The 17341-nt window shown below is 73.6% G+C and carries 12 protein-coding genes and 1 riboswitch; of the genes, 9 read left to right on the forward strand and 3 right to left on the reverse strand.

The genetic code is table 11. The annotated features are described in order from the left end of the window. Positions 1 to 19: 19 nt before the first annotated feature. The 3 genes from ABZ716_RS20705 (at position 20) to ABZ716_RS20715 (ending at position 7363) form a co-directional block, all read left to right on the forward strand. Positions 20 to 4627, forward strand: a complete 4608-nt coding sequence (locus tag ABZ716_RS20705) for a hypothetical protein (RefSeq protein WP_358960668.1) — start codon at positions 20 to 22, stop codon at positions 4625 to 4627. A gap of 173 nt (positions 4628 to 4800) precedes the next feature. Continuing rightward, complete coding sequence (locus ABZ716_RS20710; protein ID WP_358813414.1) at positions 4801 to 5601, forward strand: carbon-nitrogen hydrolase family protein; 801 nt, start codon at positions 4801 to 4803, stop codon at positions 5599 to 5601. A gap of 61 nt (positions 5602 to 5662) precedes the next feature. Continuing rightward, a complete protein-coding gene (locus ABZ716_RS20715; protein ID WP_358813415.1) occupies positions 5663 to 7363 on the forward strand; it encodes an NAD(P)/FAD-dependent oxidoreductase in 1701 nt (566 codons plus the stop codon). A 108-nt stretch (positions 7364 to 7471) separates the two neighbouring features. Here ABZ716_RS20715 and ABZ716_RS20720 read toward each other — a convergent pair whose 3' ends face one another. The 3 genes from ABZ716_RS20720 to ABZ716_RS20730 form a co-directional block, all read right to left on the reverse strand. Further along, complete coding sequence (locus tag ABZ716_RS20720; protein WP_358813416.1) at positions 7472 to 8137, reverse strand: DUF5995 family protein; 666 nt, start codon at positions 8135 to 8137, stop codon at positions 7472 to 7474. Positions 8138 to 8213: 76 nt separating this feature from the next. Continuing rightward, positions 8214 to 9614, reverse strand: a complete 1401-nt coding sequence (locus tag ABZ716_RS20725) for a solute carrier family 23 protein (RefSeq protein WP_358813462.1) — start codon at positions 9612 to 9614, stop codon at positions 8214 to 8216. Positions 9615 to 9708: 94 nt separating this feature from the next. Continuing rightward, on the reverse strand, positions 9709 to 12078 hold the full coding sequence (locus ABZ716_RS20730; protein WP_358960671.1) for a chitinase C-terminal domain-containing protein: 2370 nt from the start codon (positions 12076 to 12078) through the stop codon (positions 9709 to 9711). A gap of 303 nt (positions 12079 to 12381) precedes the next feature. Further along, positions 12382 to 12511: riboswitch (FMN riboswitch) on the forward strand. 214 nt (positions 12512 to 12725) lie between these two features. On the opposite strand from ABZ716_RS20730, the gene ribD reads away from it, so the two are divergent. From ribD to ABZ716_RS20760, 6 genes are all read left to right on the forward strand, one after another. After that, complete coding sequence (ribD, locus tag ABZ716_RS20735) at positions 12726 to 13790, forward strand: bifunctional diaminohydroxyphosphoribosylaminopyrimidine deaminase/5-amino-6-(5-phosphoribosylamino)uracil reductase RibD (RefSeq protein WP_358960759.1); 1065 nt, start codon at positions 12726 to 12728, stop codon at positions 13788 to 13790. Next, positions 13791 to 14441, forward strand: a complete 651-nt coding sequence (locus ABZ716_RS20740; protein ID WP_358813418.1) for a riboflavin synthase — start codon at positions 13791 to 13793, stop codon at positions 14439 to 14441. It abuts the gene before it with no gap. After that, the gene (locus ABZ716_RS20745; RefSeq protein WP_351888595.1) at positions 14438 to 15091 is read left to right on the forward strand and encodes a nicotinamide mononucleotide transporter family protein; all 654 of its coding nucleotides are present in this window, start codon (positions 14438 to 14440) and stop codon (positions 15089 to 15091) included. Before ABZ716_RS20740 ends, ABZ716_RS20745 begins: the two co-directional genes overlap by 4 nt. Beyond that, positions 15088 to 16392 (forward strand): bifunctional 3,4-dihydroxy-2-butanone-4-phosphate synthase/GTP cyclohydrolase II, encoded by a 1305-nt coding sequence (locus ABZ716_RS20750; protein ID WP_355971827.1) that lies wholly within the window; start codon positions 15088 to 15090, stop codon positions 16390 to 16392. The genes ABZ716_RS20745 and ABZ716_RS20750 overlap by 4 nt, the downstream gene beginning before the upstream one ends. Before the next feature lie 77 nt (positions 16393 to 16469). Next, positions 16470 to 16955 carry a 6,7-dimethyl-8-ribityllumazine synthase gene (gene ribH / locus ABZ716_RS20755; protein ID WP_042817356.1) on the forward strand — a complete coding sequence of 162 codons (486 nt, stop codon included), beginning with the start codon at positions 16470 to 16472 and terminating at the stop codon, positions 16953 to 16955. Between the two features lie 78 nt (positions 16956 to 17033). After that, positions 17034 to 17306 carry a phosphoribosyl-ATP diphosphatase gene (locus ABZ716_RS20760; protein ID WP_351888748.1) on the forward strand — a complete coding sequence of 91 codons (273 nt, stop codon included), beginning with the start codon at positions 17034 to 17036 and terminating at the stop codon, positions 17304 to 17306. Positions 17307 to 17341: the final 35 nt, after the last annotated feature.

Here is a 17341-nt window from a genome sequence, read left to right on the forward strand (position 1 = left end):
GCGTGCCACCATCGCCCGCATGAAGATCCAGATCCCGCTGCCGGCCGACCCGCACACCTCGACCGTGTACACCGACTGGGCCCGCGCCCACGACCCCGCCGCGCAGCCCGCCGCCGTCGCCCTGTTCGACGAGGTCAGGCGCACCATCCACCAGGCGTACGACAAGCCCGGACGGTTCGTGGACGGCCTGGAGCGGCGGGTACGGGAACTGGACCCCGCCCACCTGCCCTGGTTCTGGGACACCGCCGGCCACCGGCTCATCGGCTGGCACCTGCGCTCCGCCGCCCGCGCCTACTCCCTGGCCCGCAAGGCCGAGCGCACCCACCGGCTGCCCGTCGACCCCGACTGGCACCGCGCCAACCTGCTGCTCTTCGCCCGCGCCGGGGCGCTGCCCGCCGCCGAACTCAGCGGCCACCAGAGCTGGCTGGCCACCGCCCTGGAGCCCGCCGCCGCGCACGAGGAGTACGTCCGCGTCCTGAGCGCCTGGGCCGCCTCGCCCGGCGAGCTCCCCGCCGACCTGGCCCGCCGCATCCGGCTCTCCGCGCGCGCCGCCGGGCTCCCCGCCGCCGAGGAGGCCCGCGTCCTGGGCCTCGTCCTGGCCGCCGCCCGGCACAAGGAGGTCCCCGACCGGCTGCTGGACGCCGCCACCCCGCTGCTCACCGCGCACCCCCCGGCCGAGGACACCGCCCTCGCCCTCCTCGACCTCTTCCCCGAGAGCCGTACGGACGCCTCCGCCTGGCTGCGCCTGCTCCTCGGCTGCGGCGCCGCCGACGCCGCCGCGGCCGGCCGGATCGTTCCCGAGGGCGGACTGACCGGCTGGCTCGCCCAGTACACCCGCCGCTTCGGCCACGGCCGCTGCGCCGGCGGCGGCGTCTCGCGCCGGCCCATGCCCGCCGAGCTGTTCGAGCTGCTCACCCGCTGGGCCCCCCGGCTGCGCGCCGCCGAGGCCCCGCTGCGCCTGCACGAGGACCGCTACCACCACCCGGGGCTCGACGCCGACCTGCTCGACGCCTGCCTCGCCGAGGGCATCGCCGTCGAGGACCCCGGCGTCGCCGTACGGCTGCACTTCTGGGACGAGCGCTCCCGCCGCGACCTCAAGGCCCTCGCCGCCGACCCGGTGTTCGGCCCCCGCCTGGAGGGCACCGTCCACGCCGGACCGCGCCGGTCCGGGACCGCCATCACCCGCCTGCCCGGCAACGCCGGCATCGCCGCCGAGGTCCACGGCCGTATCGAAAGCCTGCTGTCGGCCCTGCGCGGCGGCGGCCTCGCTGCCGCCGACGAGGCCGTCGAGGAACTCGACGCCCTCCTCGACCGGCCGACCGCCCTCGCCCTGGACGGCATCGAGGAGGCCCTCGACGCCCTCGACCTCACCGGCCCGCTCGGCCGCGCCCTGCGCGCCGGACTCCCCGAGGAATGGGCCTGGCCCGCCCTGGAGGAGGCCGTCACCGCCCTCGGCGGACCCGGGGCCGTCACCGGCGTCACCTGCACCTGGCCCGTCCTCACCGTCTACGGCCCCGACCTGGCCCTCGCCGTCGACCACGCCGGCCGCCGCGGCTCCTGCTCCTTCCGGCTGCCCGACGAGGCCACCACCCACACCGTCCACTGGACCGGCGGCCACTTCCTGATCGGCTTCGCCACCACCCCCGGCGCCTCCTTCGGCACCCACGCCTTCTGGGCCGACCGCCCCGAGGACGTCTTCGAACCCGAGGGGAAGCTGGGCCTGCGCCGCTACGGCGGCATGATCCAGGGCGGACTCGGCTACCAGTTCGCGACCCCCGACGGCGGACGCCTGGAGGAAGGACGGGTCCTGCGCCCCGGCGACCGGCAGGGCATCGGCTCCCACGACGTCCAGATGAGCGACGGCGAGCGGTTCTGGGCCACCGGCGTCCACGACGAGTGGCGCACCTGGTCCCGCCTCGACCCCGCCACCGGTACCGCCCTCCCAGGACACGACGCCCCCGCCTTCCACACCGCCGCCCCGCTCCCGCCCGGCACCGCCCACTCCGGCGACCTCCAGACCCTCGCCGCCCTCCCCGACGGAGCCCCCGCCTCCCCGCTCGGCCAGGACGGCCGCCTCGTCGGCTTCCGCGTCCTGCACCGCATCCCCTACCCCGGCCCCTCGCCGAAGGAGTTCGTCCTGGAGGGTGTCGACGGCCGCCGCGCCGGCTACCGCAGCCGCCGCTGGGGCAGCCGCCCCTGGGCCGTGATCCGTATGCCGCAGGGCGGTGAGGAGGCGGTGCTCGCCGAACAGGAGTCCATCCGCTGCCACGCCGCCGAGGACAACTCCCTCCTGTGGCAGGTAGAGGGATTCCCCGGCTCCGGCCGGCGCCGCACCCCCGGCTTCGGCTCCGGCGCGGGCCCCGTCCCCCCGCCCGCCTACTGGCACTTCCTCACCGAGCGCTGCCCCGCCTCCTCCCGGGCCCTGCGCACCGTCACCGGCACCGCCGTACGGGCCCTGCTCGACGCCGCCCTCGCCGGCGACCCGGCGCCCGCCCTGCCGGCCCCCCTCGACCCGCGCGTCGCCGAAGGCGTGGCCCGGGCCGCGGCCCTCGCCGCCGATGTGCTGCGCCGCCGCCGGGAGCTGTCCCGCCGGATCGCCGTCATCCGCTCCGGCCCCGTCGTCTCGCTGCGCACCGAGGCCCCCGACAGCGTGCTCGTCCCCGCCCTGTACGGGCTCGTGCCCCACCGCCGGAGCGCCCACGACGAGCCCTCCATCGCACCGCAGCCCGCCCTCCAGACCGCCGTCGCCGCCGACGGACGCCACCTGCGCGGCGAGATCGACGACGAGACGCGCGTCCTGGCCCGGCCCGCCGTCCCCGAGACCTGGGAGCCGCTGGTCGGCGGCATCGGGGCCGTCGCCTGGCGGGCCGCCGTCGCCACCACCCCGGAACAGGAGCGGGAGGCGCTGGCCGCCCTGCTGGAGACCTGGAGCGGGCAGCCCTTCGCCGAGCCGGGCACCGCCTGGCGTGCCGGCCGGGCGGCCGAGGAGGCCCTCGCGGGCTCCCGGGCCGCCGGGCAGACCCTCGCCTCCGGCCCCGTCCGCGGCGGCCGGGCCTGGTTCCTCCAGCGGGCCGCCGATCCCGCACCCGACGGGGCCGAGGACTGCGCGGTCCGCTCGGTCGACGCCGACGACTCCGCGCGCCTGCCCCGGCTGCTGGAGCTGCTCGCCGAGCGCGGCCCGCTGCCGGTGCCTGCGGCGGTCCGCGAGACCTTCGCCCGGCTGACCGGGGTCCGGGCCCCGGTCGCCGCCCTGGTCCTCGCCGGGTTCCCCGGCCGTGAGCACTACGGGCACCACCTCAAACTGCTGGCTTCAGCCCCCTTCAAGGCGAACAGGGAGATGGCCGACCGGTACGACGCCCTCTGCCGCGCCCTCGGCGAGGCGGGACGCCGCGCGGTCCTGGCCGCAGGGGTGCCCGAGGACCCGGCCGAGCTGTGGGAGCCCGGCGGGACGACGGCCGCGGCCGAGCGGATGGCCGCCGTCTGGAACGGGCTCGTCGGCGCAGCGGAGTACACCGACGAGGAACTGGCCGGCGCACTGGAGGCCGAACTGGGCCTGCCCGACGCCTGGGCCCGCGCCCTGCCCGCCGGGCGGCCTCCGGCCGGTGCTCCCCTGGGCGAGGACGGCCTCGTACTCGTCGGCAGCCGCACCGGGGGCGTCGACCTGCACCACGCCGCGCCGGACGGCGCCGCCGGGGCGCTGGTGGACCCCCGCCTGCCGGCGCACCACCTGGCCGCCTCGGTCATCGCCTGGGCCCTGACCGAGCGGCCCGTCGGCGACCCGGCCGCCCGGGGCGCCCTGGCCCTGTACGGGAGGCTGCGGGCCCAGCTGGAGCGCCCGGACGCGCTCGTCCCGCTGGGCGGATTCTTCGCGGAGCTGGCCGGCATCGCCGCGGCCGACCCGGCCTTCACCCCGTACGCGGGGACCGTCCTGCCCTGTCCGCAGCCGCCGGGAGACGGCGTCCCCGACCCCTCCACCGTCCTCGACGACGGGCTGTTCGTGGTGGCCGTGCCCCGGGGGGACTCCTTCCTGCGGCCGGCCGCCCTCGCCGATCCGGAGCGGATGGCGCGGGCCGAGCGGATCGCCGCCACCGTCCGGGAGGGCTACCTGCTGACCGTCCTGCGCAGGCACCGGGACCTCCTCGACGGGCTGGCCCGGCTGGCCGCACGGGCCAGCCGCACCCCGGTCCCCGAAGGCGGCTACGAGGCCGACCCGGCCCTGAGCGCCCCGGCCCTCGTCGCCGAGGTGGCGGCCGCGCTGGGGACCGGCCCGGACGCCGCCGCCCTCCACCTCCAGCTGCTGGCCCTGGCCCGCCCCACCGACCGGGCCGTACGCCGCTGGAACGGCTGGACGCCCGCCCGGCACAAGGCCGCCCAGGCGGAGCTGCTGGCGACGGGCGCCGTGGAGAGCGGCAAGCGGGCCCGCGCGGGCCGCACGCTGTTCGCCCCCGGCGAGTGGACGGAGGCCAAGGCCCCGCACCTCCCCGTGGAGACGGCCAAACTCGACGCGTACCTGGCGTCGGCCTCGGGCACCACCCTCCACCTGCCCCTGTGGCGCCTGCTCGCCCCGGTCCCCCCGCACGAACTGTTCGCCCGTGCCTGGGCGGAACGGGGCCGCCCCCGGGCCTGAGACGGACGTCACCGTTCCGGCCGCCGCACCACGCCCGCGCAACGAATCGCCGCCAAGCGGCCGGAACGCGCAACACATCGATGAGCCCAGCGCAACGGTGACGGCTTGTCCCGGTCGAACGCCAGAACGTACCGTTTTACGACCCCCACCCCACCTGTCACAGAGGTACGCCCATGCCCCCGCTGCGCACCGCACTCCTCCAGAGCTCCGGACGGCTCGGCGACACCGCCGAGAACCTGAAGCGGCTCGACGAGGCCGCCGCGCGCGCCGCACAGAGCGGGGACGGGCTCCTCGTGACCTCGGAGATGTACCTCACCGGCTACGCGCTGGACACCGAGGACATCGCGGGCCTGGCCGAGCCGGCGGACGGCGAGTCCGCCCACGCCGTCGGGGGCATCGCCCGCCGCCACGGGATCGCCGTCCTCTACGGCTACCCCGAGCGCGACGGCGACACGGTCTACAACTCGGCCCAGCTCATCGGCCCCGACGGGGCCCGGCTGGCGAACTACCGCAAGACCCACCTGTTCGGCTGCTTCGAGCAGGAAGCCTTCACCCCCGGCGACGTCCCCGTCGTCCAGGCGGACCTCGGCGGCCTCCGCGTCGGCATCATGATCTGCTACGACGTGGAGTTCCCCGAGAACGTACGGGCCCACGCGCTGGCCGGGACCGACCTGCTGCTGGTCCCGACCGCCCAGATGCACCCCTTCCAGTTCGTCGCCGAACAGCTGGTCCCCGTACGGGCCTTCGAGAACCAGATGTACATCGCGTACGTCAACCGCACCGGCCCCGAGGGCGAGTTCGAGTTCGTCGGCCTCAGCTGCCTCGCCAGCCCCGACGGGGTCACCCGCACCCGCGCCGGCCGCGGCGAGGAGATGGTCCACGGCGAGGTCGACCCCGAGCTGCTGCGCCTCTCGCGCGAGACCAACCCGTACCTGCGCGACCGCCGCCCCGGGCTCTACGCCTCCCTCGTCTGAGCCCCGCCCCGCCCCCCGCCCGCCCAGCCCTGCCTGCTCTGCCGCAAGGAGACGTACCCCCATGACGTCCACGGTGCCCACCACCGCCGTTCCGCACGGCGACGGACAGCTCCCGCCGATCACCATGTTCGGCCCGGACTTCCCGTACGCGTACGACGACTTCCTCGCCCACCCGGCGGGCCTGGGCCAGATACCGGCGACCGAGCACGGCACCGAGGTCGCCGTCATCGGCGGCGGGCTTTCCGGCATCATCTCCGCCTACGAGCTGATGAAGATGGGCCTCAAGCCCGTCGTCTACGAGGCCGACCAGATCGGCGGCCGCCTGCGCACCGTCGGCTTCGAGGGCCCGGGCACCGAGGGCCTCACGGCGGAGATGGGCGCCATGCGCTTCCCGCCCTCCTCCACCGCCCTCCAGCACTACATCGACCTCGTGGGCCTGCGGACCCAGCCCTTCCCGAACCCGCTCTCCGAGGCCACCCCCTCGACGGTCGTGGACCTCAAGGGCGAGACCCACTACGCCGAGACCATCGCCGACCTCCCGCAGATCTACCGCGACGTCGCCTCCGCGTGGAACGCCTGCCTGGACGAGGGCGCCGACTTCTCCGACATGAACCAGGCGATGCGCGAGCGGGACGTCCCGCGCATCCGCGAGATCTGGGCCAAGCTCGTCGAGAAGCTCGACAACCAGACCTTCTACGGCTTCCTCTGCGACTCGGAGGCGTTCAAGTCCTTCCGCATGCGCGAGGTCTTCGGCCAGGTCGGCTTCGGCACCGGCGGCTGGGACACCGACTTCCCGAACTCCATCCTGGAGATCCTGCGCGTCGTCTACACCGAGGCCGACGACCACCACCGCGGCATCGTCGGCGGCTCGCAGCAGCTGCCGCTGCGCCTGTGGGAGCGCGAGCCCGAGAAGATCGTCCACTGGGCCCAGGGCACCTCGCTGTCCTCCCTGCACGAGGGCGCCCCCCGCCCGGCCGTGACCCGCCTGCACCGCACCGCCGGCAACCGCATCACGGTCACCGACGCGGGCGGCGACATCCGCACGTACCGCGCCGCGATCTTCACCGCGCAGTCCTGGATGCTGCTGTCGAAGATCGAGTGCGACGACACCCTCTTCCCGATCGACCACTGGACGGCGATCGAGCGCACCCACTACATGGAGTCCAGCAAGCTCTTCATCCCCGTGGACCGGCCGTTCTGGCTGGACAAGGACGAGGACACGGGCCGCGACGTCATGTCGATGACCCTGACCGACCGCATGACCCGCGGCACCTACCTGCTGGACAACGGCCCCGACCAGCCGGCCGTCATCTGCCTGTCGTACACCTGGTGCGACGACAGCCTGAAGTGGCTGCCGCTGTCCGCGAACGAGCGGATGGAGGTCATGCTGAAGTCCCTCGGCGAGATCTACCCCAAGGTCGACATCCGCCGCCACATCATCGGCAACCCGGTGACCGTGAGCTGGGAGAACGAGCCGTACTTCATGGGCGCGTTCAAGGCCAACCTGCCGGGGCACTACCGCTACCAGCGCCGCCTGTTCACCCACTTCATGCAGGACAGCCTCCCCGAGGACAAGCGCGGCATCTTCCTCGCGGGCGACGACATCTCCTGGACGGCCGGCTGGGCCGAGGGCGCCGTCCAGACCGCTCTGAACGCGGTCTGGGGCGTCATGCACCACCTCGGCGGCTCCACGGACGCCACCAACCCCGGTCCGGGCGACGTGTACGACGAGATCGCCCCGGTGGAACTCCCGGAAGACTGATCCTCTTCACGCGCCGCTCGCACGGCTCGGGCCCCACCCCCTGACCACGGGCCGCCCCCGCGTATCCCCCCACGCGGCGGCGGCCCGTTCCCATGTCCGGGAACGGGGTCACATGCGGCAGACCGGTGCGGGGACGGGCACGGGGGTCAGCAGGCAGCGGCCGACCAGGCCGACGCCCGCGTCGAGGGACTCCTCGAACTCCTCCGCCAGGCCGGGGGAGCGGCGCAGGGTCCACAGCAGGCGGGCCGCCGCCCAGGCGCCCGCGCGGGCGCGCTCCAGGCTCCAGGAGCCCAGCAGGTGCGTCAGGGGGTCGGCGATCTCCAGCAGGTCCGGGCCCGGCATCAGGTCCTCCCGGATGCGCTCCTCCAGGGCGACCAGGGTGTCGCCGACGCGGTGGAAGTCGGCCTCCAGGGCCGTCGGCGGGCAGTCCAGCACCCGGCAGGTGGACACCACCGCCAGGGCCAGGTCGTACCCGATGTGGGCGTTGATCCCGGCCAGCGCGTACTGGAGCGGGCGCACCCCCGGGTGGCGCCGGTACTGCAGGAGCGGGCGCCAGCTGGCCGGCGCCCGCTCCGACTCCACCGCCGTCAGGTACCGCTCGGCGAACCGGACGCTCAGCGTCTCGGCCCGCCGGGGCTCGGGGAAGGCCCCCCGCTCGATCCGCTCGTGCAGGGTCTGCGTCACGGTCAGGTAGACCCGGTTGAAGACGGCCACGCCGTCCCGCGCCGGCAGCCGCTCGTCGAGGACGCGCATCCGCGCGAGTACCGCTTCCATGGAGGACAGCGTCACAGCCGCGGCGCCCCGCGCGGGGAACTTGGCCGCGCGCTTCGCCGGTTCGGGCGAAACGGCGTCAACCCCGCTTGTCGCGGGGCTCCTCGGTGCTGTCGTCGTAGGCGGAGGTGCCCGAGTCCAGCAGCGGCTCCTGCCGCTTGAGGTGCTCCGGCGCGAAGTAGCGCAGCGCGTGGTAGCCGGTGATCACCACGAGGGTGCCGAGCGCGATCCCGCCCAGCTCGAAGGTGTCGCTGAAGCGCAGCTTCACCCCGCCGACGCCGATGATGATGCCCGCGGCGGCCGGGACCAGGTTCAGCGGGTTGCGCAGGTCCACCCGGCCGTTCAGCCAGATCTGCGCGCCGAGCAGGCCGATCATCCCGTACAGGATCACGGTGATGCCGCCCAGCACCCCGCCGGGGATCGCGGCGACGACCGCGCCGAACTTCGGGCACAGGCCGAAGAGCAGCGCGAAACCGGCGGCCGCCCAGTAGGCCGCCGTGGAGTAGACCCGGGTGGCGGCCATGACGCCGATGTTCTCGGAGTACGTGGTGTTCGGCGGGCCGCCCACCGCCGTGGACAGCATGGACGCCGCGCCGTCGGCGGCGATGGCGGTCCCGAGCTGGTCGTCGAGCGGGTCGCCGGTCATCTCGCCCACGGCCTTGATGTGGCCGGCGTTCTCGGCGATCAGCGCGATGACCACCGGCAGCGCGATCAGGATCGCCGACCACTGGAAGGACGGCCCGTGGAAGGCAGGCAGCCCGATCCAGTCCGCCTTGGCCACCCCGGAGAGGTCGAGCCGCCAGTGGTCCACGGCCTCGGTCCCGCCCGCCGGGGAGTGGATCTTGCCGAAGATCAGGTCGAGGACCCAGGAGAGGGCGTACCCGAAGACCAGGCCCAGGAAGATCGCGATCCGCGACCAGAACCCGCGCAGGCACACCACGGCCAGACCGGTGAACAGCATGGTCAGCAGGGCCGTCCACTGGTCCTGCGGCCAGTACGTCGCCGCCGTCACCGGAGCCAGGTTGAAGCCGATCAGCATCACGACCGCGCCCGTCACCACCGGCGGCATCGCCGCGTGGATGATCCGCGCGCCGAAGCGCTGGACGGCCAGACCGGCCAGGAACAGCGCCGCGCCGACCACGAACACCGCGCCCGTGACCACCGCGCTGTCCCCGCCGCCGGCCCGGATCGCCGCCGCCACGCCCACGAAGGAGAGCGAGCACCCCAGGTAGGAGGGGACCCGCCCGCGCGTCGCGAGCAGGAAGACGGCGGTGGCGATGCCCGACATCATGATCGCCAGGTTCGGGTCCAGGCCCATGAGGACCGGGGAGACGAAGCTCGCCCCGAACATGGCGACCACGTGCTGGGCGCCGAGACCGGCGGTGCGCGGCCACGACAGCCGCTCGTCCGGCCGGACCACCGCGCCGGGGGCGGGGGTCCGCCCGTCTCCGTGCAGGGTCCAGCGCAGGCCGAAGCCCATGGTCCACCACTTCCGTTCCGCCGAGGGGCCGAGGTTCACGACCGCAGGGCGGCCAGCCATATCGTACGGCCGGAAAGCGGCTGGTCCGGCGGGCTCAGCAGGCGCCCAGGTCCTTCCAGACGCCCCACTCGCCGGTGGTGCCGGGCTCCTCGTCGCGGGTCCACCACTGGGCCTTCCAGGTGTGGCCCTTGTGGGAGACGAGGCTCCCGCTGTTGTAGACCGTGCCCGCCGCGTACGCCGGGCTGGTGCAGGTCCCGCCCGGGGGAGTGGTCGGCGGGGTGGTCGGGGGAGTCGTCGGCGGCGTGGTGGGCGGCGTCGTCGGGGGAGTGGTCGGGGGCTGGGTGGTGCCCGGCTCCGTCAGGGTGGTGCCGCGCGCCAGGTCCCCGGCGAGGGCGTAGGTGGTGCCGGAGATGTTCACCGTCCAGTTGGAGGGCGTGGAGACCGGCAGGTAGTAGTTGAAGGCCAGGTCGACCGTGGCCCCCGGGGCCAGCGTCTGCCAGGCCGGGAGCTTGAGCGAGACCCGCTGGAAGTCACCCTTCAGGCCGCCCGCGTTGCTGCCGGTGTGCCCGCTGCTGATCACCTTCGTGCCGAAGCCGGACTGGTCGGAGGCGTTGTCGGGGGCCGAGGTGCCGTAGTCGAACTGGAACTCGGTGCCGCCGGGCAGCGTGGTCCTGGTGTTGTTGGTGATCCTCAGCTTGGGGGTGATCGGGTAGTTGGAGTCGCCCAGCTTGAAGTCCGTGAACTCCGTCCGGATGTCCACCGCCTGCGCCGGCGGCGCGCCCCCGGCCTTCTTCGCCCCGTAGGGGGTGGCCGCCTTGAACTTGTCGTACATCAGTGAGGTGAGGGTGGAGCCCATCTCGTACTGGCCCTTGGCCGCGTTGTAGGAGTAGTCGCCGGCCAGCTCCCAGACCATGGTGCCGCCGATGCCCTTGTTCACCACGTAGTCGGCCTTGGCGGCGACGGACTGCTCGTCCTCGGTCGACAGGAAGACCTTCTTCTGCGCGTTCCACAGCCACGGCGCCACCAGCGTGGAGTCGTACTTGCGGGCGTAGGTGCCGGTCAGCGTGGTGTTCGCGGGGAAGCCGTACTTCGTGACGTAGTCGCCGACGACGCCCTTCTCCAGGTTCTTCGCGTGCCACATCGGGTTCGAGCCGGCCGGGGACTCGACGCCGTTGGCGTCCAGGTCGTGCCAGAGGTTGTCGATGCCGACCGCCCCGTCACCGCACTTGGTCAGGCCGGCTCCCGCCGGGCAGCTGGTGGCCGGCGCCCGGCCCCACAGGCCGTCGGTGCCGCCCTGCACGTTCTTGAAGCCGCGGGTGTAGTACGGCAGGCCGATGTTGATCCGGCCCGGGGGCATCGAGCCGCGGAAGTAGTGGTAGGCCCAGTCGGTGTTGAGGTAGCCGATGCCGCCGTACTGGGAGGTGGAGTAGACGCCCGCGGCCGCCAGTTCGGCGTCCTTGCCGTCGTCGAAGAGGGAGGCGTTGGGGCCGACGTACTCGTTCCAGGCGCCGTGCAGGTCGTAGGACATGATGTTGACGTAGTCCAGGTACTTCTGCATCTGGAACGTCTCCATGCCCCGCAGCAGGTAGCCGGAGGAGGGGGCGGCGACGGACAGCAGGTAGTGCTTGCCGTCGGCGGCGCCCGCGCGGTCGAGCTTCTCGCGCAGCGACTTCATCAGCGCCGCGTAGCCCTGTACCAGCCCGGCCCGGCGGGCGTTGGACAGCTGCCAGTCCAGCGGGTTGCCCGCGTCCTTCATGGTCGTCGGGTACTCGTAGTCGATGTCGACGCCGTTGAAGCCGTAGGTGCGGATGAACTCGACCGAGGAGTTGGCGAAGGTGTCGATGCCCGCCTGGTTGACGGAGCCGTCGGCGTTGGTGGCCATCGAGTAGAAGCCGCCCGAGGCCACCCGGTTGCCGTCGGCCCCGAAGTAGCCCCCGGTCTCGGCCCAGCCGCCCACCGAGATCAGCGTCTTGACGTTCGGGTACTGCTTCTTGAACTTGCCCAGCAGGTTGAAGTGGCCCTTGTAGGGCAGGGCCGGGTCCATCTCGGCTCCGGCGACGCCCGGCCAGGTCATCCCGGTGGCGGCGTTGTCCGGGCCGTCCGCGCCGACCGAGATCTTGTTGTCGGAGCCGACGTGGGCGAAGGCGTAGTTCAGGTGGGTGACCTTGGACCACGGGACGTTGCCGGCCAGGTAGGCGGGGGCGCCGTCCTTGCCGGTGCGCCAGCCGGTGAAGTAGCCGATGACCCGGCGCTGGTGGTCCGCGCCCATCTTCTCGCGGCCTTCGGAGTCGTAGACGGAGCAGTACGGGACGTCCACGCCGGGGGTCTTGTACAGCCCGTCGGGGCGGCAGCTCTCGTTGTCGGCGGCGTGCGAGACGCCCGCGGAGAGCCCGCCGACCAGCAGGCCGGCGATCGCTGCGCCGGATGCCAGGAGCATCGCTCTCGTACGTGTGGGGGACGGCATGGTGCCTCCTGGGGAGGGGAGGGTGGGGCCAACGTGCGGCAACTGGCGGAAGGGTGGCGCTGGTTGGCCCGTGACGTGCGCACGTCGACAGGCCGCTCCCGGGAAGATGAAGGGAACGTTAAGAGGACTAGACCAACCCGTCAATAGGTCTGGACCAACCTGGGGCCCGGTCCGGACCGGGCGCGTCCGCGCCACCGCCGGCGCAAGAGGAACACTCAAGGACGGGGGCTTGTGAGCCAGGCCACAGCGGTTCACCCGCATGGCCGCCGAGGCACCGTGGCACACTGGCCCTAGTACCAGTAGCAGCGCACTCCGGGGTCGGTGTAATTCCGAACCGGCGGTATAGTCCGCGACCCGTCCGCAGCCAGCGGCCGGTTGACCAGGTGAAATTCCTGGACCGACGGTTAAAGTCCGGATGGGAGGCAGTGCGCGGCGGGCAGTCACGGTACGCCGCCGTCGGCGGTCCACCGGCGTATCCCCAGGGGATACGTCCCGGAAGGACTGGGTTCCCGGCCCCGGCGTCCCCGTGTGCTTTCCCGCTTCTTCTGTCGTATCCCGACAGGCCCCGGAGTCCGTGCCCGATGAGGCAGGAGGACCCGGTGGCGACCCACACCGCGCAGGCAGCACCCGACCCGGACATCACCGCGATGCGCCGGGCCATCGAGCTGGCCTCCCGCGGACTCGGCTCCACCAGCCCCAACCCCGTCGTCGGCTGCGTCCTCACCGACCCCGCCGGCACCGTGGTCGGCGAGGGCTGGCACCAGCGGGCCGGCGGCCCGCACGCCGAGGTCCACGCCCTGCGCGCGGCCGGGGACGCCGCCCGCGGCGCCACCGCCTACGTCACCCTCGAACCCTGCAACCACACCGGGCGCACCGGCCCCTGCGCGCAGGCGCTCATCGACGCCGGCGTCACCCGCGTGGTCTACGCCGTCCCCGACCCGAACCCGCAGGCCACCGGGGGCGGCGCCACCCTGCGCGCCGCCGGGATCGACACGACGGCCGGCCTCCTCGCCGACGAGGCCGAGCAGGGCAACGCCGCCTGGCTGACCTCCGTCCGCCTCGGCCGCCCCCACGTCACCTGGAAGTACGCCGCCACCCTCGACGGCCGCAGCGCCGCCGAGGACGGCACCAGCCGCTGGATCACCTCCGCCGAGTCCCGCGCCGACGTCCACCGGCTGCGCGCCGAGGCCGACGCGGTCCTCGTGGGCGCGGGCACCCTGCGCGCCGACGACCCCCACCTGGCGGTCCGCGGGACCGACGGGGCCACCCAGCCGCTGCGCGTCGTCCTCGACGCCCGCGCCGGCCTGCTCCCCACCGCCCGCGTCCTCGACGACGCGGCCCCCACCCTGATCGTCACCGGCGAGGACGCCGACACCCGCCACCTGCCCGGCGCCGACCTGCTGCGGCTGCCGCTGCACGAGGGCCGGATCCCGCTCCACCCCCTCCTCACCGAGCTGTACGCCCGCGGGGTGCGCTCCGTCCTCCTCGAAGGCGGACCCACCCTCGCCGGAGCCTTCCTGGAGGCCGGCGCCGTCGACCGCGTCATCGGCTACATCGCCCCGGCCCTCCTCGGCGCCGGCCCCGCCGCCCTCGCCGGAGCCGGCATCACCACCATCGCCCACGCCGTACGCCTCGACATCACCGAGGCCGTGCGCAGCGGCACCGATCTGCGCATCACCGCCGTTCCCGCCAACGCCCCCAAGGAGCACTGAGTGTTCACCGGAATCGTCGAAGAGCTGGGCGAGGTCACCGCCGTCGAGCAGCTCGCCGAAGCCTCCCGCTTCCGCCTGCGCGGCCCGGTGGTGACCGAGGGCGCCAAGCACGGCGACTCGATCGCCGTCAACGGCGTCTGCCTGACCGTCGTGGAGACCGCCGACGGCGAGTTCACCGCCGACGTCATGCAGGAGACCCTCAACCGCTCCAGCCTCGGCGCCCTCGCCCAGGGCTCCCGGGTCAACCTGGAGCGCCCCATGGCCCTCGGCGGCCGGCTCGGCGGGCACCTGGTCCAGGGCCACGTGGACGGCACCGGCGAGATCCTCTCCCGCACCCCCTCCGAGCACTGGGAGCTCGTCAAGATCGCGCTCCCGGCCGCCCTCGCCCGCTACGTCGTGGAGAAGGGCTCCATCACGGTGGACGGGGTCAGCCTCACCGTCGTCGAGGCCGCCGCCGACTACTTCACCATCAGCCTCATCCCCACCACCCTGGCGCTGACCACCCTGGGCATCAAGCAGCCCGGCGACCCGGTCAACCTGGAGGTGGACGTCCTCGCCAAGTACGTCGAGCGCCTGCTCGCCGCCGGCGTGGACCCCCTGACGCCCAGCGCCGCCCCCACCGCCGACGCAGCGAAGGAGAACCACCGGTGAGCGCCCTGACCTGGCTGAACTCCGAGGCGTTCACCGCCTTCGGCCAGAAGATCATCTGGTCCGACGCGATCGGCAACACCATGGGCCTGATCGCCCTCGCCCTCGGCTGGCGCCGCTCCCTGTGGACCTGGCCGACCCAGTTCCTCTCCGGCGTCATCCTCTTCGTCGCCTTCGCCGCCGGCCACCTCTCCGGCAACGCCGGCAAGCAGGTCGTCGTCATGGTGGTCGCCCTGTGGGGCTGGGCCCAGTGGACCCGCGGCAAGCGGCAGGCCCAGGACGCCTCCCTCGCCGTCCGCTTCGCCACCTGGCGCGAGCGCGGCCTGCTGCTGGGCGCCGCCGCGGCCGGCACCCTCGCCGTCACCGGGCTGTTCACCCTCTACCCCTGGATGTCCTGGAACCCGCTGCCGGACGCCTACATCTTCGTCGGCACCGTCGTCGCCATGTACGCCCAGGCCAAGGGCCTGGTCGAGTTCTGGTTCGCCTGGCTGCTCGTGGACGCCGTCGGCGTGCCCCTCGCCTTCACCAGCGGTTACGCCTTCTCCGCGTTCGTCTACGTGATCTACGGAGCGCTCGTGCTCTGGGGTGCCTACGACTGGTACCAGCGCTCGCGCACCGCCCCCGCCCCGGCCCTCGAAGGAGCAACGGCATGACCCCCTTCCTCAAGCCCGTGCCCGACCCGGCCGACTCCGGCGCCGAGGAGTCCTTCCGCCTCGACCCCGTCGAGCAGGCCATCCGCGACATCGCCGCCGGCCGGCCCGTGGTCGTCGTCGACGACGAGGACCGCGAGAACGAGGGCGACCTCGTCGTCGCCGCCGAGAAGGCCACCCCCGAGATCGTCGCCTTCATGATGAGCGAGTGCCGGGGCCTGATCTGCGCGCCGATGGAGGGCCCCGAGCTGGACCGCCTCGAACTCCCGCAGATGGTCCGCGACAACACCGAGTCGATGAAGACCGCCTTCACCGTCTCCGTCGACGCCGGCGCCGCGCACGGCGTCACCACCGGCATCTCCGCCGCCGACCGCGCCACCACCCTGCGGCTGCTCGCCAACGGCACCTCCGAGCCCGGCGACTTCGTCCGCCCCGGCCACGTCTTCCCGCTGCGCGCCAAGCCCGGCGGCGTCCTGGCCCGCAACGGCCACACCGAGGCCGCCGTCGACCTCGCCCGCCTCGCGGGCCTGCGCCCCGCCGGCGCCATCGTGGAGATCGCCGGCGAGGACGGGGTCATGCTGCGGCTGCCCGAGCTGATCCCCTTCGCCCGCAAGCACGGACTGACGATCATCTCCATCGAGGACCTGATCGCCTACCGCCGCTCCGCCGAGCCCACCGTCCGCCGCGAGGCCGAGGTCAGCCTGCCGACCGCCGCCGGCGAGTTCACCGCGTACGGCTACCGCTCCACCGTCGACGGCGTCGAGCACGTCGCCCTCGTCCACGGAGAGATCGGCGACGGCCGCGACGTCCTCGCGCGGATGCACTCCGAGTGCCTGACCGGGGACATCTTCCAGTCCCAGCGCTGCGACTGCGGCCCCCAGCTCCAGGCCGCCATGGCCCGGGTCCAGGCCGAGGGCCGCGGGGTCATCGTCTACCTGCGCGGGCACGAGGGCCGCGGCATCGGACTGCTGTCCAAGATGCGCGCCTACGAACTCCAGGAGCGCGGCCGCGACACCCTGGACGCCAACCTGGAACTCGGCCTGCCCGCCGACGCCCGCGACTACGGCGCCGGCGCCCAGATCCTCGCCGACCTGGGGGTGCGCACCGTCCGGCTGCTGACCAACAACCCCGACAAGGCCGCCGCCCTGGAGGACCACGGCATCTCCGTCGCCGGCCGCGAGCCCATGCCCGTCCAGGCGGGCGAGCACAACCTGCGGTACCTGCGCACCAAGCGGGACCGGATGGGCCACGACCTGCCCTGGCTGGAGGGGGCCGTACCCACCTCCGCCTGCGGCAACCAGTAACCACGCACGACACAGACACCACACCCGTTACACCCGTCAACCCGGCACCAGGCCGGACCCCCCTGAGGAGCAGAGCTGTGAGCGGCAAGGGCGCACCCGTACTGAGCGTGAAGAACTGCGGCGACCTGCGAGTCGCCGTCATCGCGGCCCAGTGGCACGAGAAGGTCATGGACGGCCTGGTGGACGGCGCCCTGCGGGCCCTGCACGAGCTGGGCATCGACGAGCCCACCCTGCTGCGCGTCCCGGGCAGCTTCGAGCTCCCCGTCGTGGCCAAGGTGCTCGCCGGGCGCGGCTACGACGCCATCGTCGCCCTCGGCGTGGTCATCCGCGGCGGCACCCCGCACTTCGACTACGTCTGCCAGGGCGTCACCCAGGGCCTGGTGCAGGTGTCCATCGACACCGGAGTCCCCGTCGGCTTCGGCGTCCTGACCTGCGACAACGACGAGCAGGCGCTGGACCGGGCCGGCCTGGAGGGCTCGAACGAGGACAAGGGCCACGAAGCGGTCACCGCCGCCGTCTCCACCGCCATGACCCTGCGCACCGTCAGCGAGCCCTGGCGCTAGCGGGCACCCCCGGCCCCCCGTCCACGGAGTGAACCCCGGCACCGGGGGAGCCGGGTGAACCCGTACCCTAAGGGCATCATGGCGAACAAGACCTTTGAAGAGCTCTTCTCCGAGCTCCAGCTCAAGGCCGCCGACGGCGACCCCAGCACCTCCCGCACCGCCGAGCTCGTCGGCAAGGGCGTCCATGCCATCGGCAAGAAGATCGTCGAGGAGGCCGCCGAGGTCTGGATGGCCGCCGAGTACGAGGGCGCGGACGCGGCCGCCGAGGAGATCTCCCAGCTGCTCTACCACGTCCAGGTGATGATGGTGGCGCGCGGGATCTCCCTCGACGACGTCTACTCCCACCTCTAGGCCGGAGCTCTTCACCGCGGGCCCCCCGCCCACAC

This window comes from Streptomyces sp. NPDC006687, assembly GCF_040636215.1.
In the GTDB taxonomy this organism is placed as follows: Bacteria; Actinomycetota; Actinomycetes; order Streptomycetales; family Streptomycetaceae; genus Streptomyces.